Annotated in this window: 21 protein-coding genes; 11 read left to right on the forward strand and 10 right to left on the reverse strand. The window is 69.5% G+C overall.

The window, feature by feature from the left end; genetic code table 11:
• The 3 genes from AC1DWT_RS38590 to AC1DWT_RS38600 all read left to right on the forward strand — a co-directional run.
• The coding region (locus AC1DWT_RS38590; protein WP_477924662.1) for an acyl-CoA dehydrogenase family protein at positions 1-709 on the forward strand (709 nt) is incomplete at its 5' end.
• A gap of 51 nt (positions 710-760) precedes the next feature.
• A complete protein-coding gene (locus tag AC1DWT_RS38595; RefSeq protein WP_072949041.1) occupies positions 761-1,141 on the forward strand; it encodes a VOC family protein in 381 nt (126 codons plus the stop codon).
• A 150-nt stretch (positions 1,142-1,291) separates the two neighbouring features.
• Positions 1,292-1,432 carry a hypothetical protein gene (locus tag AC1DWT_RS38600; protein ID WP_167372161.1) on the forward strand — a complete coding sequence of 47 codons (141 nt, stop codon included), beginning with the start codon at positions 1,292-1,294 and terminating at the stop codon, positions 1,430-1,432.
• Between the two features lie 13 nt (positions 1,433-1,445).
• Here AC1DWT_RS38600 and AC1DWT_RS38605 read toward each other — a convergent pair whose 3' ends face one another.
• On the reverse strand, positions 1,446-2,711 hold the full coding sequence (locus AC1DWT_RS38605; protein WP_477924665.1) for a DUF222 domain-containing protein: 1,266 nt from the start codon (positions 2,709-2,711) through the stop codon (positions 1,446-1,448).
• Between the two features lie 127 nt (positions 2,712-2,838).
• Here AC1DWT_RS38605 and AC1DWT_RS38610 point away from each other — a divergent pair, with 127 nt between their 5' ends.
• A complete protein-coding gene (locus tag AC1DWT_RS38610) occupies positions 2,839-7,347 on the forward strand; it encodes an ATP-dependent helicase (protein WP_208613705.1) in 4,509 nt (1,502 codons plus the stop codon).
• A gap of 1 nt (position 7,348) precedes the next feature.
• Positions 7,349-8,098 carry a DNA-formamidopyrimidine glycosylase family protein gene (locus AC1DWT_RS38615; protein ID WP_095860871.1) on the forward strand — a complete coding sequence of 250 codons (750 nt, stop codon included), beginning with the start codon at positions 7,349-7,351 and terminating at the stop codon, positions 8,096-8,098.
• On the opposite strand, the gene AC1DWT_RS38620 is transcribed toward AC1DWT_RS38615, so the two are convergent.
• Positions 8,095-8,826, reverse strand: coding sequence for a DUF1353 domain-containing protein (locus tag AC1DWT_RS38620; RefSeq protein WP_477924668.1), 732 nt, complete (start codon positions 8,824-8,826; stop codon positions 8,095-8,097). The genes AC1DWT_RS38615 and AC1DWT_RS38620 overlap by 4 nt on opposite strands.
• Before the next feature lie 7 nt (positions 8,827-8,833).
• On the reverse strand, positions 8,834-9,412 hold the full coding sequence (locus AC1DWT_RS38625; RefSeq protein WP_072949034.1) for a TetR/AcrR family transcriptional regulator: 579 nt from the start codon (positions 9,410-9,412) through the stop codon (positions 8,834-8,836).
• Between the two features lie 53 nt (positions 9,413-9,465).
• On the opposite strand from AC1DWT_RS38625, the gene AC1DWT_RS38630 reads away from it, so the two are divergent.
• Together AC1DWT_RS38630 and AC1DWT_RS38635 are read left to right on the forward strand one after the other, a co-directional pair.
• Positions 9,466-10,425, forward strand: coding sequence for an oxygenase MpaB family protein (locus tag AC1DWT_RS38630; protein ID WP_072949032.1), 960 nt, complete (start codon positions 9,466-9,468; stop codon positions 10,423-10,425).
• A gap of 184 nt (positions 10,426-10,609) precedes the next feature.
• Positions 10,610-11,146: a hypothetical protein gene (locus tag AC1DWT_RS38635; protein ID WP_095860872.1), complete on the forward strand. Its 537-nt coding sequence runs from the start codon at positions 10,610-10,612 to the stop codon at positions 11,144-11,146.
• Here the strand turns inward: AC1DWT_RS38635 and glpD are convergent.
• Positions 11,124-12,866 (reverse strand): glycerol-3-phosphate dehydrogenase, encoded by a 1,743-nt coding sequence (gene glpD, locus AC1DWT_RS38640; RefSeq protein ID WP_477924669.1) that lies wholly within the window; start codon positions 12,864-12,866, stop codon positions 11,124-11,126. The two genes, AC1DWT_RS38635 and glpD, sit on opposite strands and share 23 nt — an antisense overlap.
• 50 nt (positions 12,867-12,916) lie before the next feature.
• Between glpD and glpK the strand changes: the two genes are divergently transcribed.
• The gene (gene glpK / locus AC1DWT_RS38645; RefSeq protein WP_072949026.1) at positions 12,917-14,410 is read left to right on the forward strand and encodes a glycerol kinase GlpK; all 1,494 of its coding nucleotides are present in this window, start codon (positions 12,917-12,919) and stop codon (positions 14,408-14,410) included.
• Here the strand turns inward: glpK and AC1DWT_RS38650 are convergent.
• Positions 14,395-15,579, reverse strand: a complete 1,185-nt coding sequence (locus AC1DWT_RS38650) for an aminotransferase-like domain-containing protein (protein ID WP_072949024.1) — start codon at positions 15,577-15,579, stop codon at positions 14,395-14,397. The genes glpK and AC1DWT_RS38650 overlap by 16 nt on opposite strands.
• 168 nt (positions 15,580-15,747) lie before the next feature.
• Complete coding sequence (locus AC1DWT_RS38655) at positions 15,748-17,151, reverse strand: NAD(P)H-quinone dehydrogenase (RefSeq protein ID WP_072949022.1); 1,404 nt, start codon at positions 17,149-17,151, stop codon at positions 15,748-15,750.
• 116 nt (positions 17,152-17,267) lie between these two features.
• Here AC1DWT_RS38655 and AC1DWT_RS38660 point away from each other — a divergent pair, with 116 nt between their 5' ends.
• Positions 17,268-17,729, forward strand: a complete 462-nt coding sequence (locus AC1DWT_RS38660; protein WP_015890025.1) for a gamma-glutamylcyclotransferase family protein — start codon at positions 17,268-17,270, stop codon at positions 17,727-17,729.
• A gap of 32 nt (positions 17,730-17,761) precedes the next feature.
• On the opposite strand, the gene AC1DWT_RS38665 is transcribed toward AC1DWT_RS38660, so the two are convergent.
• Genes AC1DWT_RS38665 through AC1DWT_RS38675 form a run of 3 tightly spaced genes read right to left on the reverse strand, consistent with a single transcriptional unit; the run spans position 17,762 to position 20,781 of the window.
• A complete protein-coding gene (locus AC1DWT_RS38665) occupies positions 17,762-18,913 on the reverse strand; it encodes a M20 family metallopeptidase (RefSeq protein ID WP_072949020.1) in 1,152 nt (383 codons plus the stop codon).
• Entirely contained in the window at positions 18,910-20,070 is a 1,161-nt protein-coding gene (locus AC1DWT_RS38670) for a M20 family metallopeptidase (RefSeq protein ID WP_072949019.1), read from the reverse strand. The genes AC1DWT_RS38665 and AC1DWT_RS38670 overlap by 4 nt, the downstream gene beginning before the upstream one ends.
• Positions 20,071-20,082: 12 nt before the next feature.
• Positions 20,083-20,781: an enoyl-CoA hydratase/isomerase family protein gene (locus AC1DWT_RS38675; protein ID WP_477924672.1), complete on the reverse strand. Its 699-nt coding sequence runs from the start codon at positions 20,779-20,781 to the stop codon at positions 20,083-20,085.
• A 20-nt stretch (positions 20,782-20,801) separates the two neighbouring features.
• On the opposite strand from AC1DWT_RS38675, the gene AC1DWT_RS38680 reads away from it, so the two are divergent.
• Positions 20,802-21,584: a purine-nucleoside phosphorylase gene (locus AC1DWT_RS38680; RefSeq protein WP_072949057.1), complete on the forward strand. Its 783-nt coding sequence runs from the start codon at positions 20,802-20,804 to the stop codon at positions 21,582-21,584.
• Positions 21,581-23,170: a phospho-sugar mutase gene (locus AC1DWT_RS38685; protein ID WP_095860874.1), complete on the forward strand. Its 1,590-nt coding sequence runs from the start codon at positions 21,581-21,583 to the stop codon at positions 23,168-23,170. Before AC1DWT_RS38680 ends, AC1DWT_RS38685 begins: the two co-directional genes overlap by 4 nt.
• Before the next feature lie 8 nt (positions 23,171-23,178).
• Here AC1DWT_RS38685 and upp read toward each other — a convergent pair whose 3' ends face one another.
• Positions 23,179-23,802 carry a uracil phosphoribosyltransferase gene (gene upp, locus AC1DWT_RS38690; protein ID WP_072949014.1) on the reverse strand — a complete coding sequence of 208 codons (624 nt, stop codon included), beginning with the start codon at positions 23,800-23,802 and terminating at the stop codon, positions 23,179-23,181.
• Positions 23,803-24,064 lie beyond the last annotated feature (262 nt).

The raw sequence follows: 24,064 nt of genomic DNA on the forward strand, positions 1-24,064 counted from the left end.
CGACGGACTCGTCGACGGCACGGTGCGGGCCGGCGTCGCTCTGGCCGGAGCGATTCCCGTCCCGCCCACCCTGTGGGCGCGCAGCGTCGACGACGGCTACGTGCTCGACGGGGTGTCGCCGTTCGTCACCGGCTGGGGCATCGTCGATCTGCTCCAGGTATCGGCGCGCGACGAATTCGACGACTCCATCGTGCACGTCATCATTCCCGCACAACCTTTGCGCGGACTCACCGCCGAGGAACTCCCGCTGATCGCGGCGCGGGGGTCGAACACGGTCCGGCTGAAATTCGACGGGCTCGCCGTACCGCGGGATCTGGTGAGCGCCGTCGTCTCCCCCGAGGACTTCGCGAAGAGCCAACTGTTCGGGTCGTGGATCAACGGATGCATGGCGATGGGAATCACCCGGCGGGCGATCAGCGAACTGGAAGCCCTCGGCGTCGACGCGGACCCGTTCGAGGAGCAGGCTGCCCGGGCACGTCTCGACCTGAACGCGGCACTCGAAGGCCGGGCGGAGATCGCCGAAGCGCGCGCCCGTGCTTCGGAACTCGCCATCCGTACCGCCACCGCCCTCGTCACCGCGAAGGGCAGTTCCGCACTGCTCGTGGGAAATACGGCGGAACGACTGATGCGTGAAGCCACCTTCACACTCGTCGCAGCGGGACGTCCGGCGATCAAGTCCGCGTTGCTGCAGCGCCTCGGCCGCGACTAGCGCGTGGCTCCGCGTATCCCGACAGATCCAAGCTGAAAGTGGGTTTCGTCCATGGCATGCCGCATCAGTGAACTCGTGCTCGGTTGCCGCGACCCCGAGGTGCTGGCCCGGTTCTGGTGCGAGGTCCTGGACTTCGTGGTGCTCGACCGCGAGGGCGACGGAAGCATCGAGATCGGGCCACGCGAAGGGTTCGGCGGCCCGCAGCCGACGATCATCCTCAGCCGCCGCGACGTACCGGAGCCCGGGAAACCCCGGCTGCACATCGACGTCAACGCCACCGACCGCGATCAGGACGCCGAACTCGAACGCCTCCTGAAACTCGGCGCCCGCCCCGCCGACATCGGCCAGACCGGGGAAGAGCCCTGGCACGTCCTCGCCGATCCCGAAGGCAACGAATTCTGCCTGCTCCGGGCCCGCCTCGCTCCCCTCTGACGGTCCTGGCCGGGCGGGATCCCGTGCACGGGCATCGTGTTCGCGGTCGCCGGAGCTTCGCGTGCGTGCCTGTCGGTGCCGTCGTCTACTGTCTGACGGCTCCACCCGTGGCGCACCGCCCTTCGACCGAAGCGAGACAACGTGTTCAGGATGATCCGCGTCGTTGCGGTGGCGCTACTCGCCGTCGGCGCGTATGTGGCGCTGTCCGAGCACGAGCCGTCGACGGTCGAGGTGCCATTGCCGTCGTTCGCGCCGGCAGCAGTACCCGCCGCGGATCTCGCGACGGTGTGAACACAGGCCTGGGCTAGGGCCCTCGGTCCTCGGCGCGCACCCGGTCACGGAGCCTCCGGCGAGCACGATCGATCTGCTCACCGGTGTGGTGCCGGTGATTGATTCGCGGTTTCCCCTCCGGGTCGATGTGCGGTGGCGGTATCCATTCGGTGCGTCCCGCGTAGCCCGCTCGTGTGCATCCACCTTCGGCGGCAATGAGAGCGAGGCGTTGGTCCGCGCTGGCCACCCGTCGGAGCCGTCCGAGATGCAGGGGCCTGCCGTCATGGTCGAACAGGACGAGCACCGGGTGGGCGTTTTCAGCAAGTTTCAGCGCGTCGTCGAGGGGAAGGAGACCTCCCGTCGCCGTGGTCGCCATTCCGCCCGCAGCCTTCTCGAGTTGATCGAGCGTCATGGTGATGATCGCCGTGACGGGCAGACCCCGGTGCGGACCCAGGATCCGAGATTCGAGCACGACCCTGAACATCGCACTCAGGGCGTCATGGTTCCGCTGCGCCGCGGTGCGCGTGTCCCGCGCCGCCGCCGCGACCAGCGCTTCACGATCGATCGACGGATCCTCGGCGTCGCCGCGTGGTGACTCCGGGTCGTCCGGATTGTTCATGCCGGGGCGGGCCCACTTCGCGAGGATCGGGTCGAGGAGGGCGCGCGCGGTGGGGTCGAGTTCGCCGGAGATCTTCGACATCAGTTCGGTGTCCTGACGACCGAGGGAGATGCCGCGTCGGCCCGCCCGATCGCGATCGTCCGTGAGACGACCGTCGGGATCGAGGTAGGCGAGCAGTCGGTGACCGGCACTCTCGACGTCTTCCGGGGTGCCGCCACGCGCGCACCCGGCCAGGATCGCTTCGGCTGCGGCGACGTCCGCGTTCGACACGGCGTGCGGGATCTTGCGCATGATCTTCGAGACTGCCCGGGCGTGATCGGAGCCGATGGCACCGTCGCGTTGCGCGACCGCCGTTTCCGGAAGTGCCGCCGGCAGGTCGTCGCCCGACAGCGTGTGCCAGGCGCCGAGGTTGCGGGCAGCCGACACCCGGGCCGACGCGTCCGACGCCGACACGCGCAGCACGTCGACCAGCAGCTTGTTCGGTGAGTTGTAGCCGAGCGTCGCGGGCAGCGAGTGTTCGACACTCTCGACGATCAGCCGCTGCGAGACCGCGCCTGCGCGGCGGAGGGAAGTCTCGAGTTGCTGCATCGTCAGCATCACGTCGGAATCCGACACACCCGTGAGGTCCACGTCGAGCAATCCCGTGACGGCAGCAGCCAGCGCAGTCAGGTGTTCCGTCACCTGATCTGCCGCCCCCCGGTCGAACTCATGTTCGAATCATACGGTCCACCGACACATTCAGCGGACCGCAGGGAGACCGCACAGCATGTGCCCGCCGCCTGTCGGACCCCCGGTGCAGTATGGAACGGTGACCGACGTCCTGGGCAGGTTCACCGCTGCCACCCGCGAGTGGTTCGGCGGCGCGTTTCCCGCGCCGACGGCCGCGCAGCTCGGTGCGTGGGAGTCGATCGCCAGCCGAGCGCACACGCTGGTCGTCGCCCCGACCGGTTCGGGCAAGACGCTGTCCGCGTTCCTGTGGTCCCTCGACCAACTCGCCGCAACGGACGGGAAGGACCGCAAGACCAAGGTCCTCTACATCTCCCCGCTCAAGGCGCTCGGTGTCGACGTCGAGCGCAACCTGCGGGCCCCGCTCGTCGGGATAACGCAGACGGCCAAGCGGCTCGGTCTCACGCCGCCGGAGATCTCGGTGGGTGTCCGCTCCGGCGACACACCGGCCGGCGACCGGCGCGCGCTGATCAAGAATCCGCCCGACATCCTCATCACCACCCCCGAGTCGCTGTTCCTCATGCTGACGTCCGCCGCGCGCGAGACGCTGACGCAGGTCGACACGGTCATCGTCGACGAGGTGCACGCGGTGGCCGGCACGAAGCGCGGCGCGCACCTGGCGTTGTCGCTCGAACGCCTCGACCGGCTTCTCGACACCCCGGCGCAGCGCATCGGGCTGTCGGCGACGGTGCGGCCACACGAGGAGGTGGGCCGGTTCCTGTCCGGCTCGGCGCCCATCCGTATCGTGGCACCGCCGTCGCCGAAGACGTTCGACCTCACCGTGCAGGTTCCGGTGGAAGACATGACCGAACTCGGTCTCGCCGAGCCCGCCGAAGGTTCGGCCTCGGCGACCCCGCAGGCGGGGTCGATCTGGCCGCACGTGGAGGAACAGATCGTCGATCTCGTCCTGGCGCACCGGTCGTCCATCGTGTTCGCGAACTCGCGGCGGCTCGCCGAGCGCCTGACCGCACGACTCAACGAGATCTACGCCGAACGCGCCGGGACAGCGGTCGACAAGAACCCGAAACCGGCCTCGCAGATCGGCACCCCGTCCGAGGTCAACTTCGGTGCGGACCCGCTGCTCGCCCGCGCCCACCACGGGTCGGTCAGCAAGGACCAGCGGGCCCTGATCGAGGACGACCTGAAGTCGGGGCGGCTGCGGTGCGTGGTCGCGACGAGCAGCCTCGAACTCGGAATCGACATGGGCGCCGTCGATCTGGTGATCCAGGTGGAGGCGCCCCCGTCCGTGGCGAACGGTCTGCAGCGCGTCGGCCGCGCCGGACACCAGGTCGGGGAGATCTCCCGGGGTGTGGTGTTCCCGAAGCACCGCACCGATCTCGTGCACTGCGCCGTCACCGTCGAGCGGATGGTCACCGGCAAGATCGAGGCGCTCGCCGTTCCCGCCAACCCGCTCGACATCCTCGCCCAGCACACAGTGGCGGCCACCGCGCTCGAACCGCTCGACGTGGACGACTGGTTCGAGACGGTACGGCGCAGCGGTTCCTTCGCGACGCTGCCGCGCTCGGCGTACGAGTCCACCCTCGACCTTCTCGCGGGCCTCTACCCGTCCGACGAGTTCGCCGAACTCCGGCCCCGCCTCGTCTGGGACCGCGAGGCCAACACGCTCACCGGACGCCCCGGCGCGCAGCGGCTGGCGGTCACGTCGGGCGGCGCCATCCCCGACCGCGGTCTGTTCACCGTCTACATGGTCGGTGAGAAGGCGTCCCGGGTCGGCGAACTCGACGAGGAGATGGTGTACGAGTCGCGGGTCGGTGACGTCTTCGCGCTCGGTGCCACCAGTTGGCGGATCGAGGAGATCACGTTCGACCGGGTGCTGGTCAGTCCCGCCTACGGCCAGCCGGGTCGGCTGCCGTTCTGGCACGGCGACGGTCTGGGCAGGCCTGCGGAGCTGGGCGAGGCGCTGGGACAGTTCCTGCGGGAGATCTCGCTCGGGCACGAGACCGAGGTGCAGGAGCGCTGCCGGACCGGTGGGCTCGACGAGAACGCCACGAACAATCTCGTGCAACTCGTCACCGAGCAGAAGACAGCCACCGGGCAGGTCCCCACCGACCGCACCCTGGTGGTCGAACGGTTCCGCGACGAACTCGGCGACTGGCGGCTGATCCTGCATTCGCCGTACGGCCAGCGCGTTCACGCTCCGTGGGCGCTGGCCGTGAGTGCCCGGCTGAGCGAGCGTTACGGCCTCGACTCGAACGCGACGGCGTCCGACGACGGCATCATCGTGCGCCTTCCCGACACCGAGGACACCCCGCCCGGCGCCGACCTCTTCGTCTTCGACACCGACGAGATCGAGGACATCGTCACCGAACAGGTCGGCGGGTCGGCGCTGTTCGCGTCCCGGTTCCGTGAGTGCGCGGCCCGGGCGCTGCTGCTGCCCCGACGAACCCCGGGAAAGCGCGCACCGCTGTGGCAGCAGCGGCAGCGGTCCGCCCAGTTGCTCGATGTGGCCCGCCGGTATCCGACGTTCCCGATCCTGCTCGAGACCGTCCGCGAGTGCCTGCAGGACGTGTACGACCTACCGGCCCTGAAGGACCTGCTCCGCCGGCTGGCGCGTCGCCAGATCCGGATCGTCGAGGTGGAGACGCAGTCGCCGTCACCGTTCGCCGGCGCCCTGCTGTTCAACTACGTCGGCGAGTTCATGTACGAGGGCGACAGCCCGCTCGCCGAACGCCGGGCCGCTGCGCTGTCCCTGGACTCGACGCTGCTGGCGGAACTGCTCGGCCGGGTGGAACTGCGCGAACTGCTCGACGCCGACGTCATCGCCCGCGCCGAACTCGAACTCCAGCGACTGCTCCCCGACCGCAAGGCGAAGGACCTCGAGGGCGTCGCCGACCTGCTGCGTCTCCTGGGGCCGCTGACCTCCGACGAGGTCGCCGCACGGTCGACCGCCGATCCGGCCCCCTGGCTCGACGAACTCGTGCGTGCGAAGCGGGCGCTCAGCGTGTCCTTCGCCGGTCGCGAATGGTGGACGGCCATCGAGGATGCGGCACGTCTGCGCGACGGGCTCGGGGTGCCGCTGCCCATCGGGGTTCCCGCCGCGTTCATCGAACCCGTCGACGATCCGCTCGCCGATCTGATCAGCCGGTACGCCCGCACCCACGGCCCGTTCACGATCACCGACGCCGCGGCCCGTTTCGGTCTCGGTTCGGCGGTGGCCCGCGACGTCCTGCAGCGGCTCGCACAGGGCAAGCGGGTGGTCGAGGGCGAGTTCCGCCCCGGCGCGACGGGCAGCGAATGGTGCGATGCCGAGGTCCTGCGACGTCTGCGCAGGCGCTCGCTGGCTGCGGCGCGTCAGGAGGTCGAGCCGGTCAGCACGGCGACGCTCGGCCGCTTCCTCCCGGCCTGGCAGCACGTCGGGGGCACACTGCGCGGTATCGACGGCGTCGCGACCGTCGTGGAACAGCTTGCCGGCGTTCCGGTTCCCGCGTCGGCACTCGAATCACTGATCCTGCCGTCGCGGGTGGCCGACTACTCCCCCGCCATGCTCGACGAACTCACGTCCACCGGTGAGGTGTTGTGGTCGGGGGCGGGCAGCATCTCCGGGAAGGACGGGTGGGTGTGCCTCCACCCCGCCGACACCGCACCGCTCACGCTGACCACGCCCGCGGAATCGGACCTGTCCGACGTGCAGCGCCGGGTGCTCGACACGCTGTCCGGCGGCGGCGCGTTCTTCTTCCGGCAACTTGCGGACACCCTCGAGATGTCCGACGACAGCACGCTGGCCACCGCTTTGTGGGATCTGGTGTGGCTGGGCCACATCGGCAACGACACCCTCGCTCCGGTGCGCGCCCTGCTGTCGGACACGTCCAGGACCACCACGAGCCACCGGTCGCCACGACGTCCCCCGCGCGCCCGGGCGTATCGCAGTCTGACGGTCCCGGTGCGCACCGCACCGCCCACGGCCGGGGGACGGTGGTCGATTCTCCCCGCCGCCGAATCCGATGCCACGCTGCGGGCCAGCGCCACCGCCGAACTGCTGCTGGAGCGGTACGGGGTGGTGACCCGCGGGTCCGTGATGACCGAGAACGTTCCGGGCGGCTTCGCGCTGATGTACAAGGTGCTGGGCACGTTCGAGGACAACGGCCGCTGCCGGCGGGGACACTTCGTCGAGTCGCTCGGCGGTGCCCAGTTCTCCACTCCCCCCGTGGTGGACCGGCTCCGGAGCTACGGCGATTCGCTCGAGGGCAGGCACACCACACTGCCTGCCGTGACGCTCGCCGCCAGCGATCCCGCCAACCCGTACGGTGCGGCCCTGCCGTGGCCGCGGCGCGGCGACGACGCGCCCGCGCACCGGCCCGGACGCAAGGCCGGCGGACTGGTGGTGCTGGTGGAGGGCGAGCTGACCCTGTTCGTCGAACGCGGCGGACGCACCGTCCTCACGTTCACCGACGACCCGGGTGTGCTCCGCACCGCGGCCGTCACGCTCGCCGGGGTCGTCAAGCGCGGTGGGATCGACAGGATCGTGGTCGAGAAGGTGGACGGCGACACCATCCACGGCAGCGACTTCGCACCGATCCTGACCGAGGCCGGGTTCTCGCCCACTCCACGCGGTTTCCGGTTGCGAGCCTGACATGCCCGAAGGCGACACCGTCTGGCGCACCGCCAACTCGCTGCGCGACGCCCTCGAAGGCAAGGTGCTGACCCGGTGCGACGTGCGGGTCCCGCGGTACGCCACCGTCGACCTGTCCGGCCAGCTCGTCGACGAGGTGGTCAGCCGGGGAAAGCACCTCCTCATCCGGGTCGGCGACCACTCCATCCACACGCACCTGAAGATGGAGGGTGCGTGGCACATCTACGCGCCGGACTCGAGGTGGCGGCGTCCGGCGCACCAGGCGCGCATCGTGCTGGCCACCGAGGACCGGGTGGCGGTCGGGTTCTCGCTGGGCATCACCGAGATCCTCCAGCGTGACGACGAGGAGTTCGCGGTCGGCCACCTCGGCCCCGACCTGCTGGGGCCGGACTGGGATGCAGGCACGGCGGTCCGCAATCTGCGGGCGGCCGGCGAGCAGCCCATCGGTCTCGCCCTCACCGATCAACGCAATCTGGCCGGTCTCGGCAACGTGTACCGCAACGAAGTCTGCTTCCTCCGCGGCGTCCACCCGTACACTCCGGCGGCCGAGGTGACCGACCTGCCCGCAATGGTCACGCTCGCGCATCGCATGATTCACGCCGACAAGAACAACTCGATCCGTCACCGGCCGTGGGTGTACGGGCGGGCCGGACAACGGTGCCGCCGCTGCGGGACGGTGATCGAAGGCCACGACCTCGGCCGCCAGGAGATCTTCTTCTGCACGTACTGCCAACCGCCAAAAGTGGTTTAGCGGAGGACCGTCGTCGGCGGCCCGAGCGGCGGGGGTCGGCGCGTGCGCCTGCGGCCGAGCAGCCAGGCGGCACCGTCCGRCACCCACAGCACCGCGGCTGTGCCGATCGTCAGCAGATACGTGGGCGCGATCAGGGGCAGCAGGATGCAGCCCAGCAGGGCGACGGGAAAGTCTCTGCGCCACAACAGCGATAGCAGCACCGGCACCGCGAGCAGGAGGGCGGCCAGGCCTAAATGCGAGGTCGCCACGGCCCACGGCACGCCCACCACCCAGCACAGCATCCCGAGCACCTGGTGGGTGATCAGCAGGAACCGGACGACGTCGGTGAACGTCCAGAACCGGCCGACCTCGACGCCGACCCAGAAGATGCGGCTGCGGAACGGTCCGACGCCTTCGTCGAGCAGGGCGAGCCGGAACAGTTCGTCCGCGTGGCGTCGCAGCGTGTTTCCCTCCTGCCCCAGCGCGCTCGCACGTTTGCAGAGGTCGTCGTGCATGATCGCGGGAAGCAGTTGCCGGCCGTACGGCGTGAGCAGACCCTGCAGCGGCGCGGGGATCGACGCGAGATCCGTGCGGAGCAGGCACGGCATCGGGGCGCAGCCGGGCACCGTCACCACCGTGTCGCCGTGGACGTAGACGAATTCGCCGACGAGTTGGAAGAACTTGCGGTCGAGTACCCGGAGTTCGGGTTGCGGGCGAGTCGGATCGTCCACGGACACCTGGAACGGCATGCGCACCTCACTCGTGGCCGGCCTTGTTTGCCTCCACCACCAGAGTGACGCAATGCGCGACGAATTGCTCGCGCGACGCGGCAACAGTTCCGTCGAGATATCCGATGAACAGGGTCGTGAGGGCGCCCACCACTCCGACGGCGACGAGTTGCTTCGTCACCTCGTCGTCGACGGCGGAGAGCTGGTCGTGCACGAGTCCGACGAAGCCGGGCATCAGGTCGATGCCCCGCCTGCTCAGCGCGGGTTCGGACAAGGGCGCCAGCAGCAGGACGCGGCCCATGGCGGGATCGTCGACCATCAGCTTCACGAACGCGTCCACGGCCGCCTCGGCGCGCTCGCGTGCGGTCTCGGTGGACGCCACCGCCGCCACGAGCGCGGCCTGCGCCTCGTCTCCCACCGCGGTGTAGACCGCGCGCACGAATTCGTCCCGGTCCCGGAACGACTCGTAGAAGTACCGTTCGGTCAGCGATGCCGCACGGCAGACGGCGCGCACGTTCACGGCGGGCCCGTCCGCCGCACCGAGCAGGGCGACGCCCGCCCGCAGCAGCGAATTCCGACGTGCTTCCCGCCGGTCCTCCAGCGTCACTCTTCTCGCCCCAATCCTTGACTACACGTGTTGTCAGATCCTAGTCTGACAACGTGCGTAGTCACTTGAACGCGGACGGTACGCCCGTCCCGGCCTCCGCTCCCGTTCCCCTCGGCCCCGATTCGCTGACCTGGAAGTATTTCGGCGACTGGCGCGGAATGCTGCAGGGCGTGTGGGCCGGGTCGATGCAGAACATGCACCCCGGTCTCGGCGCCGGCGTCGAGGAACACTCCCGCTTCTTCGACGAGCGGTGGGAGCGGCTCTACCGGTCGCTGTACCCGATCGGCGGCGTCGTCTTCGACGGCGACCGCGCCCAGCAGACCGCGGAGCAGGTCCGGGGATACCACGACAACATCAAGGGAATCGACAAACACGGCCGCAGGTACCACGCCCTCGACCCCGACACGTTCTACTGGGCGCACGCCACGTTCTTCATGGGCACCATCCTCACCGGCGACAATTTCATGGGTGGCCTCACCGAAGACCAGAAGCGCCGCCTCTTCACCGAGCACATTCAGTGGTACCGCCTGTACGGGATGAGCATGCGCCCCGTCCCGGAGACGTGGGAGGCGTTTTGTGAGTACTGGGATCACATGTGCCGCAACGTGCTCGAGGACAACAAGGCCACCCGCGACGTCCTCGACCTGTCCGGGCTCGGCGCTCCCCCGTTCCTGTCGTGGCTGCCCGGCCCGGTGTGGGCGATCCTCCGCATCCCGGTGGCGAAAGGCTTCGTGTGGCTGACGGTCGGCATGTACGACCCATCGGTCCGCGACCTCCTCGGCTACCGCTGGACCACACGCGACGAGCGCCTGCACACTCTCGTCGGCCGCGCCGTGAGCGCCGTCTTCCGCCTCGTCCCCTGGCGGTACCGGTACCACCCGCGTGCCCGCGCCGGCTGGGACCGCGAGACCGGACGCGCCCCCACGCACGCGCCGCTCGTCCACACCCCGCGGCGCAATCTTCCCCCGGTCGACCGGCGCGACGACCCCCAGCACTACAGCCCGAAAGACTGAGTTCCCAGCGAGCTCACAGACAACGCCCACACTGCTCACGGGTTCCGGGACGACGCTGAATCACATGGAATTCATCGCTGTTTCAGCCCTCGTCGTCATGGCGCTCTCCGGGGTCGTCGCCGCACACGCACCGAAATCGCTCGTCCACACTCGCTGACCGCGTGCGCGTGGAATGCTCGGGGCCATGGAGTGGGACCTTCCGAAGCTCTTCAACCGCCCCGCGCAGCTAACCGACGCCCCGATCGACACCGAGCGTGTCGCCCGGCGCATCAGCGCCTACATCTACGGCAACATCCTCGTCCTCGCGGCGCTGATCCCCGTCACCAAGGCGCAGGAAACCGTCGGCATCGCGATCGTCGTCGGAGCCGCTCTGTCCACCTTCCTCGCGCACATATTCGCCGAGTCCGTCGGCCAGACACTGCGTCTCGACCGCACCCTCACCCGAGCCGAACGCAGCGGCGAACTCCGCGACAGCCTGCCCATCCTCACGTCGGCCGTCGTCCCCAGCATCATCCTGTGCACCGCGCTGATCGGCTGGCTCGAGCCGAGGACGGCGCAGTTGATCGCCGAGCTGGTGATGATCACCCGGATCGCGTCGATCAGTTACGTGATCAGCCATCTCCGCCGCGAGAAGGTCACGTCCGGCACCCACTGGGCGGCGATCGGCCTCGCCGCCGTCGCAGCGGCCGTCGTGGTGATCAAGGTATTTCTGACACACTGACCGGCGGTTCGAGCAGTTCGACCCGCGATTCCGGTGCTGCCGCCCGCAACGCGTCGGCGGACAGGTCGTCCGGCTGCGCCTGCGACTGCACCTCCGCCTCCACCCGCGCCTGGTACGTCTTCACCTCGCGGTCGATGTCGTCCGCGTCCCAGCCGAGGACCRGAGCCACCAGTTGCGCCACCTGCTCGGCGCAGTTCACACCCCGATGCGAGTACTCGATCGCGATGCGGGTGCGCCGGGCGAGGATGTCGTCGAGATGCAGCGCACCCTCCGCCGCCGCCGCGTACACGACCTCGACCTGCAGGTAGGCGGGCGCGTCGGTGAGGGGCTGGAGAAGTTCCGGCTTCTCGGACGCCAGGTCGAGCACCTCGCCGATCAGCGAGCCGTAACGGTCCAGCAGGTGCTTCACCCGATACGGGTGCAGCCCGTACAGCTGGCCGAGGTGCACGGTCTGGTTGACCAGCGCGAAGTACCCGTCCGCACCCACGAGCGGCACCTTCTCGGTGATGGACGGCGCCATCCGCGCCGGAATGTCCTCGGCCGCGAGATCCACGGCGTCCTCGGCCATCACACGGTAGGTGGTGTACTTGCCGCCCGCGATGGCGACGAGGCCCGGTGCCACGCGCGCGACGGCGTGCTCGCGCGACAGCTTCGACGTCTCGTCGCTCTCCCCGGCGAGCAGCGGACGCAGACCGGCATAGACACCGTCGATGTCGTCGTGGGTCAGCGACGTCACCAGCACCTTGTTGACGTGACCGAGGATGTAGTCGATGTCGGCCTTGGTGGCCGCCGGATGCGCGAGGTCGAGGTTCCAGTCCGTGTCGGTGGTGCCGATGATCCAGTGACTGCCCCACGGGATGACGAACAGCACCGACTTCTCGGTGCGGAGGATGATCGCGGCGTCGCTGACGATCCGGTCGCGGGGCACCACGATGTGGACGCCCTTGGACGCGCGGACGCGGAACCGGCCGCGTTGCCGCGACAGCGCCTGGATCTCGTCGGTCCACACCCCGGTCGCGTTGATGACGACGTGCGCCTTCACGTCGGCGGTGCGCCCGTCCTCGCAGTCCCGGATGCGCACCCCGGACACCCGGTCCGCCTCCCGCAGGAAACCGACCACCTGCGTCGACGTCCGCACGACCGCACCGTAGTGGGCGGCGGTGCGGGCGACGGTCATGGTGTGCCGGGCGTCGTCGACGACGGTGTCGTAGTACTGGATGCCGCCGGACAGCGAGTTGCGCTTGAGCCCGGGCGCCATCCGCAGCGCACCCGCGCGGGTCAGATGCTTCTGCGGTGGAACCGATTTGGCGCCGCCCATCCGGTCGTAGAGGAAGATGCCTGCCGCCATGTAGGGCCGCTCCCACAGCCTGTGGGTGATCGGGAACAGGAACTTGAGCGGCTTCACCAGGTGCGGCGCGAGGGTGGTCAGCGACAGCTCACGCTCCCGGAGCGCCTCCCGGACCAGTCCGAACTCGAGCTGCTCGAGATAGCGCAGCCCGCCGTGGAACATCTTCGACGAGCGACTCGACGTTCCGGACGCGTAGTCGCGCGCCTCCACCAACGCCACCTTCAGCCCGCGGGTGGCCGCGTCCAGGGCCGCACCGGCACCGACCACACCACCGCCGATCACGACGACGTCGAACTGTTCGGTCTGCAGCTCGTCCCAGGCGGCATCGCGCTGCCGGGGACCGAGGAACTGCACACCAGGCTGACTACTCAACTCGGGCTCCTGTGAGATGACGACGGATTCATGCCCAGGCTAGTAGCTTCATGCGTGTGATTCAGTACATCGCCGCGATAGACCAGGGCACCACCTCCAGCCGCTGCATGATCTTCGATCACGACGGCGCCGTGGTGAGCGTCGCCCAGAAGGAACACGAGCAGTTCTTTCCGCGCGCAGGCTGGGTGGAGCACGACCCGCAGCAGCTGTGGATCAACACCCGCGAGGTGGTGGCGTCCGCGCTCGCGAAGGCCGACCTCACCAAACGCGACATCGCCGCGATCGGCATCACCAATCAGCGCGAGACGGCGGTCGTGTGGGACCGGAACACCGGAGAACCCGTGTACAACGCCATCGTCTGGCAGGACACGCGCACCGACGAGCTGTGCACGCAGCTCGGCGGCGACGAGGGCCCGGGCCGCTACCAGAAGCGCACCGGTCTACCGCTGTCCACGTATTTCTCGGGGCCGAAGGTCCGCTGGATTCTCGACAACGTCGACGGCGCCCGCGAGAGGGCGGAGGCGGGTGAGCTCTGCTTCGGCACGATCGACAGCTGGATTCTGTGGCACATCACCGAGGGCACCCACGTGACGGATGTCACCAACGCGTCCCGCACTCTGTTGATGAATCTCGAGACCCTCGACTGGGATCCGGAGATCTGCGCCGATTTCGGCATCCCGATGTCGATGCTGCCGGAGATCCGCAGCTCGTCAGAGATCTACGGCGTCGGACGCGAACGGGGAACGCTGCCGGGAGTGCCCGTCGCGGGGATCCTCGGCGATCAGCAGGCCGCGACGTTCGGGCAGGCCTGCCTGTCCGAAGGCGAAGCGAAGAACACGTACGGGACCGGGAACTTCCTGCTGCTCAACACGGGAACCACACCCGTGCACAGCAAGCACGGCCTTCTCACCACCGTCTGCTACAAGATCGGCGACGCACCTGCCGTCTACGCGCTCGAGGGGTCCGTGGCCGTCACCGGTTCGCTGGTGCAGTGGCTGCGCGACAACCTGGGAATCATCAGTTCGGCCAAGGACATCGAGGATCTGGCGAAGTCCGTCGACGACAACGGCGGCGCCTACTTCGTGCCCGCGTTCTCCGGGTTGTTCGCCCCCCGCTGGCGGCCCGACGCCCGCGGGGCGATCGTCGGGCTCACCCGGTTCGTGAACAAGGGCCACCTCGCCAGGGCCGCCCTCGAGGCCACCGCGTATCAGACCCGTGAGGTGATCGAGGCAATGCGCGCCGATTCGGGCGTCGAACTCGCCTCGCTCAAGGTGGATGGCGGCATGGTCGTCAACGAGACGCTCATGCAGTTCCAGTCCGACATCCTCGCGGTGCCCGTCATCCGGCCCGTCGTCAACGAGACGACGGCGCTGGGCGCCGCGTACGCCGCGGGCCTGGCCGTCGGCTTCTGGGAGAGCGAGGACGACATCCGCGCGAACTGGGCCGTCGACAAGACCTGGGAGCCCGGGATGGACGAGGCCGAGTGCACCCGGCTGTACGCCGAGTGGAACAAGGCGGTCGAGCGGACCTACGACTGGGCGTGATCGGCGTACGCGTCGCCGAGCCTCGCCGCCGCACCCGTCAGCACGTCTTCCGAACAGGTCGCGAAGCACAGCCGCAGAGCGCTCCGGTGCTCCGCGGCGACGCCGAACGCCGATCCGGGGACGAAGGCCACGCCGTGCTCGACGGCGGTCTGCAGCAGCGCCGCCGTGTCGACGTCGGCGCTTGTGAACTCGGTCCAGCAGAACATTCCGCCCACGGCCGAGGATACGCCGGCGCGGTCGCCGAACGTCGAGGCGACACCGTCGGCGAGTGCCCGGGCCCGGGATCCGTAGCGGGCGCGCAGCATCTCCAGGTGCAGGTCCAGCCACGACTCGTCCGACAGCAGTCCGGCGGCGATCTGGTGGGTCAGTGACGAACCGCAGAGGTCCGCACCCTGCTTGAGCAGTTCGACGGCCTCGCACACCCGCCGGTCGCCGTGCAGCCATCCGACCCGCAGCGCGGGTGCCAGGATCTTCGAGGCGCTCGACAACCGGATCACCCGGTCCGACAGCGCCGCGACGGGCGCGGGCGGCGGCCCGTCGAAGAAGAGTTCGCCGTACGGGTCGTCCTCGATCACCCAGAAGCCGAAGCGATCGGCCAGTGCGGCGAGGTGTTCCCGGCGACCGGCCGCCAGGACGACGCCGCGCGGGTTGTGGAAATTGCTCACCGTGTGGACGACCGTGGGCCGCAGTCCGGTCTCGAGCATGCCCTGCAGGGCGGCGGTGTCGATGCCGTCGGCGTCGAGTGGGACGGACCGGACGTCGGCCTCCGCGGCACGGAACACCTGCAGCGCTCCGGTGTATGCGGGTTCCTCGACGATCACGACGTCGCCGGGGTCGAGCAGCACCTGTGCGAGCAGGCTCAGCGCCTGCTGCGAGCCGTGCGTGACGACGACGTCTGCGGCGTCGAGCGGCCGGCCGATCTTCGCGCCCTCGCGGGCGGCGAGCACGTCGCGGAGCTTGCGCAGCCCGGTGGTCTCGCCGTACTGGACGGACGCCGGATCCGCGAGCGCGAGTTCGGCTTCCTTCCGGATCCGTTCCCGCGGAATGAATTCGGGATCCGGCAGCCCGCCCGCGAGACTGACCACGTCGGGCCGGGCGGTGAGGGTGAGAAGGTCACGGATGGCGGAGCTGTGCAGCCCCTCCATGCGGCGGGCAAGTGATTGCGGCATGTCGACTCCCAGGAGGCACGTCAAAGCGGAGATCAGGTGAGGAACACCCTGTCCGTCCTGGGTCTGCGGGGCGGGAGAGCGCCGAGGCACGGCCGATGATTTCGGACCGTGCCTCGACTATCTCACCGCGGGAGCCACTATGTGAAATGCGATTCTCACATTTCGGGATCAGTCCAGGTCGTCGTGCCGCATCAGCTGGCGAGCCGCCTCGGTGATCGACCCCGTCAGCGACGGGTACACCGAGAACGTCGCGGCGAGATCATTGACGGTGAGGTTGTTCTGGACGGCGATCGCGATGGGCAGGATCAGCTCCGACCCGTTGGGGGCCACCACCACGCCGCCGATCACCACACCGGTGGCCGGACGGCAGAAGATCTTCACGAAACCGCGGCGCAGCCCGGACATCTTCGCGCGCGGGTTGGTGTTGAGCGGGAGCATGACGGTGCGGGCCGGGACCTCGCCGTCGTCGATCGCGGCCTGGCTGACGCCGACGGTGGCGATCTCGGGGCGGGTGAACACGGCCGACGCCACCGTCTTCAGCTTGATGGGGCTGACGCCCTCACCGAGCGCGTGGTACATCGCGATGCGGCCCTGCATGGCGGCGACCGACGCCAGCGGCAGCAGGCCGGTGCAGTCACCCGCGGCGTAGATCCCGGACACCGGCGTCCGCGACACCCGGTCCACGCGCAGGTATCCGCCCTTGTCGAGCTCGATGCCGACCTTCTCCAGCCCGAGGCCCTGCGTGTTGGGCACCGAACCGACGGTCATCAGGGCGTGGCTGCCCTCGACGGTGCGGCCGTCCGCGAGGACGACGACGATGCCGTCCTCGGTGCGCTTGACGGCGTCGGCCCTGGCGTGCTTGACGAGGGTGACGCCGCGTTCGGCGAGGACGTCCTCGAGAACGAGGGCGGCGTCGGCGTCCTCACCGGGCAGGACGCGGTCGCGGCTGGACACCAGGGTGACCTTGACACCCATCTCGGTGTAGGCGGACACGAACTCGGCACCGGTCACACCGGAACCGACGACGACGAGGTGCGTGGGCAGCTCGTCGAGGTCGTAGAGGTCGCGCCACGTCAGGATCCGCTCGCCGTCCGGCTCCGCCCCGGGGATCACCCGGGGGCTCGCGCCTGTGGCAATGAGGACGACGTCGGCGTCGAGCGTCTTCTTCTCGCCGTTCTCAAGGGTCGCACACACCTGATGCGACGCCATGCCGAGCCGCTGGTCGGTGAGCTCGGCGGTGCCCGACAGCAGTTCGACACCCACGGTCTGCAGCCGCGTGCGGATGTCGGAGGACTGCGCCTGGGCGAGGCTCTTCACACGGGCGTGGATCTTCGGCAGGGCGACCGTGGCCTGCTCGGGATCGAGCGCAATCCCCAGGTCGGTGGCGCGCCGCATGTCGGTGCGCACTCCGGTGGAGGCGATGAAGGTCTTGGACGGCACGCAGTCGAACAGAACGCAGGCGCCGCCCACCCCGTCCGAATCGATCAAGGAGACGGAGGCGCCGTGCTGTGCGGCCACCAACGCTGCCTCGTATCCGGCAGGCCCGCCACCAATGATCACGATTCGGGTCATCTGTCCTCCAATTCACCTGTCGACCGGGGTCTCCGGCCAGCTTTTCCTACGATCGCAGCGCGTCGTGTCGTGCACTGCATGCAACAGATTACTAGCCACCGTTTAGGCTTGCCGCCGTGTCGATCTATGCCGCCTACGGGTCCAACATGCATCCCGAGCAGATGTTGCAGCGCTGCCCTCATTCGCCGATGGCGGGGACGGGCTGGCTGCACGGCTGGCGACTGACGTTCAGTGGCGGGGACATCGGCTGGGAGGGCGCACTCGCCACCGTGGTCGAGGACCCCGATTCCAAGGTGTTCGTCGTGCTGTACGACGTCCCCGAGGAGGACGAGGTCAGCCTCGACCGATGGGAGGGCTCCGAACTCGGCATCCACCGCAAGATCCGCGTCCGCGTGGACACCGTCGGCGAACCGGAACTCGCCTGGTTGTACGTGCTCGACGCGTACGAGGGCGGCCTGCCGTCGGCCCGCTACCTCGGGGTGATGGCCGACGCCGCGGAGATCGCCGGKGCCCCCGCCGACTACGTGCGCGACCTGCGTACCCGCAACAGCCGCAACGTCGGACCGGGCACCGAATAGCACCGCCTGTCAGAACCGCCTGGTGCTGCGCCTCAGCCCAGCACCAGGCTCGACAGCACCCGCACCCCGACGCCGAGCGCCCGCTCGTCCAGATCGAACGTGGGCTGGTGGATGTCGAGTTGCTCGCCGACGCCCGACCAGACGCCGAGCCGGGCCATCGCGCCGGGCACCTCTTCGAGATACCAGGAGAAGTCCTCGCCGCCGCCCGACTGCGGCGTGTCGGCGAGGGCGTCCGGGCCGACGGTGCGGATCGCGTCCTCGAACATGCGCGTCGACACCTCGTCGTTGACGACGGGCGGGACGCCGCGGCGGTAGTTCAGCTGATACCGCACCCCGGTGGGCGCCAGGAGTCCGTGGACGATCTCCCGGACCAGCGGCTCGAGCATCTCCCACGTCTCGTGATCGCCGGTCCGCACGGTGCCGGTCATCATGCCGGTCTGCGGGATGGCGTTCGGGGCCCGGCCGGCGCTCACGGCGCCCCACACCATGACGGTGCCGGTCCGCGGGTCGATCCGCCTGCTGAGCATGCCCGGCAGTCCGGTGACGACGGTTCCCAGTGCGAACACGAGGTCGGTGGTCAGGTGCGGACGCGACGTGTGGCCGCCCGGCGAGTCGAGCACGACCTCGATCGTGTCGGCCGCGGACGTGATCGCGCCGAGTCGCACCCCGACCCGCCCGGCCGCGAGCCGCGGATCGCAGTGGAGGGCGAAGATCCGCGACACACCCTCGAGCCGTCCGGCCGCGACGACCTCCAGCGCACCGCCCGGCATGACCTCCTCGGCCGGCTGGAAGATGAGCCGGACACCCACCGGCAGGTCGGGGATCTCGCTGAGGGCGAGACCGGTTCCCAGCAGGATGGTGGTGTGCGCGTCGTGCCCGCACGCGTGCGACACGCCCGGCACCGTCGACGAGTACGTGGCACCGGTGAGTTCCTGGAGCGGGAGCGCGTCCATATCGGCGCGCAACGCGATGCGGGGACCGTCCGACGGCCCGAGATCGCACGTGAGCCCCGTTCCCCCGGGCAGCAGTTCGGGTGACAGTCCCGCCGCGGCCAGGCGGGTCGCCACGAATTCCGTCGTCGCGTACTCGTGTCGCGCGAGTTCGGGATTGGCGTGGATGTGCCGCCGCCACTGGGACAGTTCGTCGGTGTGAGCGAGAATCCATTTGTCGACTGCCGCGTTCACCGGCGATCAACTCCTTCCAACAGCCGCACCCGCTGTTCGTCGTCCGTCGCAGCGCGAACCGCCGTGCGAGCCAGGGCAATCGCTCCGTCGATCACGGCCAGGTCGGCGGATTCGGTGATGCACGCCGCCGCGAACTGCGGCTGATGCGTCACCGCACCTCCCGAGTCGAGGCCGATGATCGGGTGAATTCCGGGCAGGACGTTGGTGACGTTGCCCATGTCGGTGCTGCCCAGCGGGCGGACACCTTCCCATTCGAGCGGCAACGGCGTCCGTCCCATGTCGAGGATCTGCTCCCGGTACGTCGCCACCAGCCAGGGGTCCGGTGTCAGTTCCGTGTACGTGGGCGACACCGTGCGGATCTCGTGGGTACACCCGGTGGCGAGTGCCCCGGCCGCGAAGCACGCTTCCGCGCGGGCCGTCAGCTCGGACAGCGCCCACGCCGTCTCGGCGCGCAGGTAGTACAGCATTTCGGAGCGGGCGGGAACGATGTTGGGCGCGGTGCCGCCGTCGGAGACGATGCCGTGGATCTGCTGTCCCGGCGAGAGATGTTGGCGCAGCAGGCCGATACCGACCTGGGCGACGGTCGCGGCGTCGGCGGCGTTGCGCCCGAACTCCGGCGCCGCCGAGGCGTGCGCTTCGCGGCCGTTGAACGTGACCGCGATGTCGGCCAGCGCGAGCGACGTCGCTCCTGTGATGTCGATCGGACCCGGATGCACCATCAGTGCGGCCGCGACCCCGTCGAAGACACCCTTCTCGAGCATGGCGATCTTCCCGCCGCCGCTCTCCTCCGCGGGCGTCCCGATGACCCGCACCGTGATCCCGAGCCGTTCGGCCACCGTGGCGAGCGCGACTCCGGCGCCGACCGCGGACGCCGCGATGATGTTGTGCCCGCACGCGTGCCCGATCTCCGGCAGCGCGTCGTATTCGGCGCAGATGCCGATGACGAGGTCGCCGCTGCCGAATGTGGCGTCGAACGCCGTCGGCAGGTCCGCGATGCCCGTGCGCACGTCGAACCCGCTGCGTTTGAGCAGTTCGGTGATCTTCGCGACGCTCCGGAACTCCTCGAACGCGAGTTCCGGTTCGCTGTGGATCGAATGGGACAGCGCGATCAGATCGGTCTCGATTGACCTGACCGCCGCCTCGACATCCGCATTCACGTGCTCATTCTCTCACCCGAAGCTGAAGTTGCTCTTGTCCGTCGCCGTGGCGAGCGCGGCGAGGGCGTCGTGATGGATTCCGCGCTTGATCCCGGCCAGGTTGGCGCCGCGGGTCGCGGTGAGCGCGGCGGCCCGTGTCACAGCGGCGGAGAGGACGGCGTCCCCCTCCTCGATCTGGTCGACGATGCCCGCGGCGAGCGCGTCGGAACCGCCGTAGCGGCGACCGGTCGTCATCGCCTCGACCGCGGTCTGCTTGGGCAGGCGCGTGTTCAGGAGCGCAGACATCCCGACGGTGAACGGCATGTTCAGCGACACCTCGGGAAGGCAGTAGAAGCCGCGGTCGGCGCGCATCGCCCGGAAGTCGTGCGACGTGGCGAGCATTGCGCCGGCACCGAAAGCGTGCCCCTGGACGGCGGCGACGGTGGCCATCGGGAACGCGAGCAGGCGGCTGTAGATCGTGTGCACGCGGTCGAGGTAGTCCGGGAGCTTGTCCGTGTTGGTAAAGATCCACGTGGTGTCCAGACCGTTCGTGAAGAATTTGCCCGTCGCGGTCGTCACCAGCGCTGCGGGACCCTCGTGGGCTTCGACCTCGTCGAGCGCGGMGTGGGTGGCGTCGATCCAATCCGGGTGGAAGCGGTTCTCGTTGTCCGTCTCGCCCTCGGTACCGAGGTACAGGATGAATACGTCGCCGTCGCGATCGAGATAGGGCATGAGTGGAAGACTATCGCCTCATGGGAACGCCAGACGCCGCGGCCGCCGCGCTCGCCGCGCACACGAACTGCGCCGAACACTCGATCGCCGTCGTCCTCGGATCGGGGTGGAATGCCGCCGCCGACCGGTTCGGCGAATCACTCTGCACCGTCCCGATGGCCGACCTCCCGGGGTTCACCCCGCCGTCCGCCGCGGGACACGCCGGAACGATCCGCTCCGTGGAGGTGGGCGGCAAACGGATCCTCGTCCTGCTCGGCCGCACCCACGCCTACGAGGGCCATCCGCTGTCGTCCGTCGTCCACCCGGTGCGCACGGCCATCGCCGCCGGGGCGTCGACCGTCATCCTGACGAACGCCGCAGGCGGGATCCGCGAGGACTTCACCGTCGGACAGCCGGTGCTGATCAGCGATCACCTCAACCTCACGGCCCGGTCACCACTCGTGGGCGCCGAGTTCGTGGACCTCGTCGACGCGTACGACCCCGAACTGCGGGCCCTCGCCCGCGACATCGACGGTTCGCTCAGCGAAGGCGTCTACGCCGGTCTGCCGGGCCCGCACTACGAGACCCCGGCCGAGATCCGCATGCTGCGGACGATCGGCGCCGACCTCGTCGGCATGTCCACGGTCCACGAGACGATCGCAGCGCGGGCGCTCGGCGCCCGGGTCCTCGGGATCTCGATGGTGACGAACCTCGCGGCGGGCATCACCGGCGAGCACCTGAACCACGAGGAGGTCCTCGCCGCCGGCCGGGCGTCCGCCGATCGCATGGGCGGGCTCCTGCGAGAACTGGTGGAGCGCTTGTGAACGATCCGATCGCGGACTGGATCGACGCCGACCCCGACCCCGGCACGCGGGCGGAACTCGCGAACCTGTCCGCCGACGAGCTCGCCGACCGCTTCGCCGCGCCGCTGAGTTTCGGGACCGCAGGACTGCGCGGGCCGGTGCGGGCGGGCCCGAACGGCATGAACCTCGCCGTCGTGATTCGCACGACCGCCGGGCTGGGCGCATGGCTGAAAGATCGCTGCCTGGGCGGCTCCACCGTCGTCGTCGGGCGCGACGCGCGGCACGGATCGGAGAAGTTCGCCGTCGCCGCCGCGGAAGTGCTGGCGGGCGCGGGATTCTCGGTCGTCCTCCTCCCCCGGCCCCTGCCCACCCCGATCGTCGCGTTTGCGGTCCGCCGCCTCCGGGCCGCCGCCGGCGTGCAGATCACCGCCTCCCACAATCCCGCCGCCGACAACGGGTACAAGGTCTACCTCGACGGCGGCGCCCAGTTGATCTCGCCGTCCGACCGGGAGATCGAGGCGGCGATCACAAGGATCGGGCGGGCGGATCTCGTTCCCCGGATCCCGGTGACCCCGGCGTCCGAGGAACTCCTCGACCGTTACGTCGACCGGGTCGCGTCCCTGCCGAGGGGCGGGTCGCGATCCGTGCGGATCGCGCTCACCGCCATGCACGGCGTCGGCGGCGAGACCGCGCTCGCCGCACTGAAATCCGCCGGGTTCACCGACGTCCACACCGTCGCCGCGCAGTTCGACCCCGACCCGGACTTCCCGACCGTCGAGTTCCCCAATCCCGAGGAGCCGGGCGCTTCGGACGCCGTACTCGCGCTCGCCGCAGACGTCGACGCCGACCTCGCGCTGGCCCTCGACCCCGACGCGGACCGATGCGCGGTCGGTGTACGCGGGCCGGACGGCTGGCGGATGCTCCGCGGAGACGAGACGGGGGTCCTGCTCGGCGACCACGTCCTCGCATCCGCCCCGGCGGATTCACTCGTCGCGACGACGATCGTCTCGTCGGCACTCCTCGGGAAGCTCGCCGCGGCCCGCGGCGCCCGCTTCGCCCGGACTCTCACCGGCTTCAAGTGGCTCGTCCGGGCGGGCGAGGGTCTCGTGTACGCATACGAGGAGGCGATCGGTCACTGCGTCGACCCGGAGTCGGTGCGCGACAAGGACGGTATCTCCGCGGCGGTGGTGGCCGCCGACCTCGCGGCCACCCTGCGGGCGGACGGGGCGACACTCCTCGACCGGCTGGACGAGTACGCGCTCGAATTCGGGTTGCACGCCGGAGACCAGGTGTCGCGCCGCGTCACCGACCTCGCCGACATCACCGCGATGATGCGCCGGCTGCGGGCGGACCTGCCGGCCGAACTGGCCGGTGAGCCCGTCGAGGCCACCGATCTGGCGGAACTGCGCGGGCAGTCCCGGACCGACGCCGTCGTCCTCGCCGGGTCGACGGTCCGGGTGGTCGTGCGCCCCTCCGGGACCGAACCCAAGCTCAAGTGCTACCTGGAGGTGGTCGTCCCGGTGCCGGATCGGTCGGCGCTACCCACGGCGCGCGAGACGGCCGCGACGCGGTTGAACCTGTTGCGCGAGTTCGCCGAAGCCCTGTAGCCGAGGCGTCAGCGCGGCCCGAACTGGCGGTCACCGGCGTCGCCGAGGCCGGGCACGATGAACGCGTCCCCGTTCAGTCCCTCGTCGACTGCCGCGGTGACGAGTCGCACGGGATGGCCGGACGCCGTGAGGGCGGCAACCCCTTCGGGCGCCGCGACGACGCACACGGCGGTGACGTCCGTGGCGCCGCGGGCGACGAGCAGGTCGATCGTGTGCACCATCGAACCGCCGGTGGCCAGCATGGGGTCGAGGACGTACACCGGGATGCCGGACAGGTCCGCGGGGAGCGACTCGAGATACGGCACCGGCAGATGCGTATCTTCGTCGCGGGCCATGCCGACGAAACCGACTCGCGCCTGCGGGATCAGGCTGCTGGCCTGCTCGACCATGCCCAGCCCGGCGCGCAGGACAGGAACGAGTAGCGGCGGATGGCTGAGCCGCACCCCGTCGGTGGTCGCGATGGGGGTGACCACGTCGAACGTGTCGACCGGAGCCTCGCGCATCGCCTCGTACACCAGCATGTGCGTCAGCCTTCGCAAGGCGGCACGAAATGTGGCATTGTCGCTGCGCGCATCGCGCATCGTGGTCAGGAGGACTGCTGCGAGCGGGTGGTCGACGACGTGCGTGTTCATGCTCGAAGAATAAGGGGGCGCGCGTCGAGATTTCGCAGGAGCGCAATTCTCGGCGAATCGGGGGGTGGAACCGGATCGGTGTCCCCCCGCGTCCAATATGGTGACCGGTTTGACGTCCTCTCGGCCGTGAACGACCGAGATTCCCCTCGGGACTCACGTCTCGAGGTTCCTGTTTCACCGACAGTCGCCGCCCCACACGTTATGTGCGAGGTGGTCTCACACCATCTCCGCAGGCTGCCACCGCCAGTCCGACGGCCAAAAT

Source organism: Rhodococcus sp. P4_B6 (assembly GCF_056402215.1).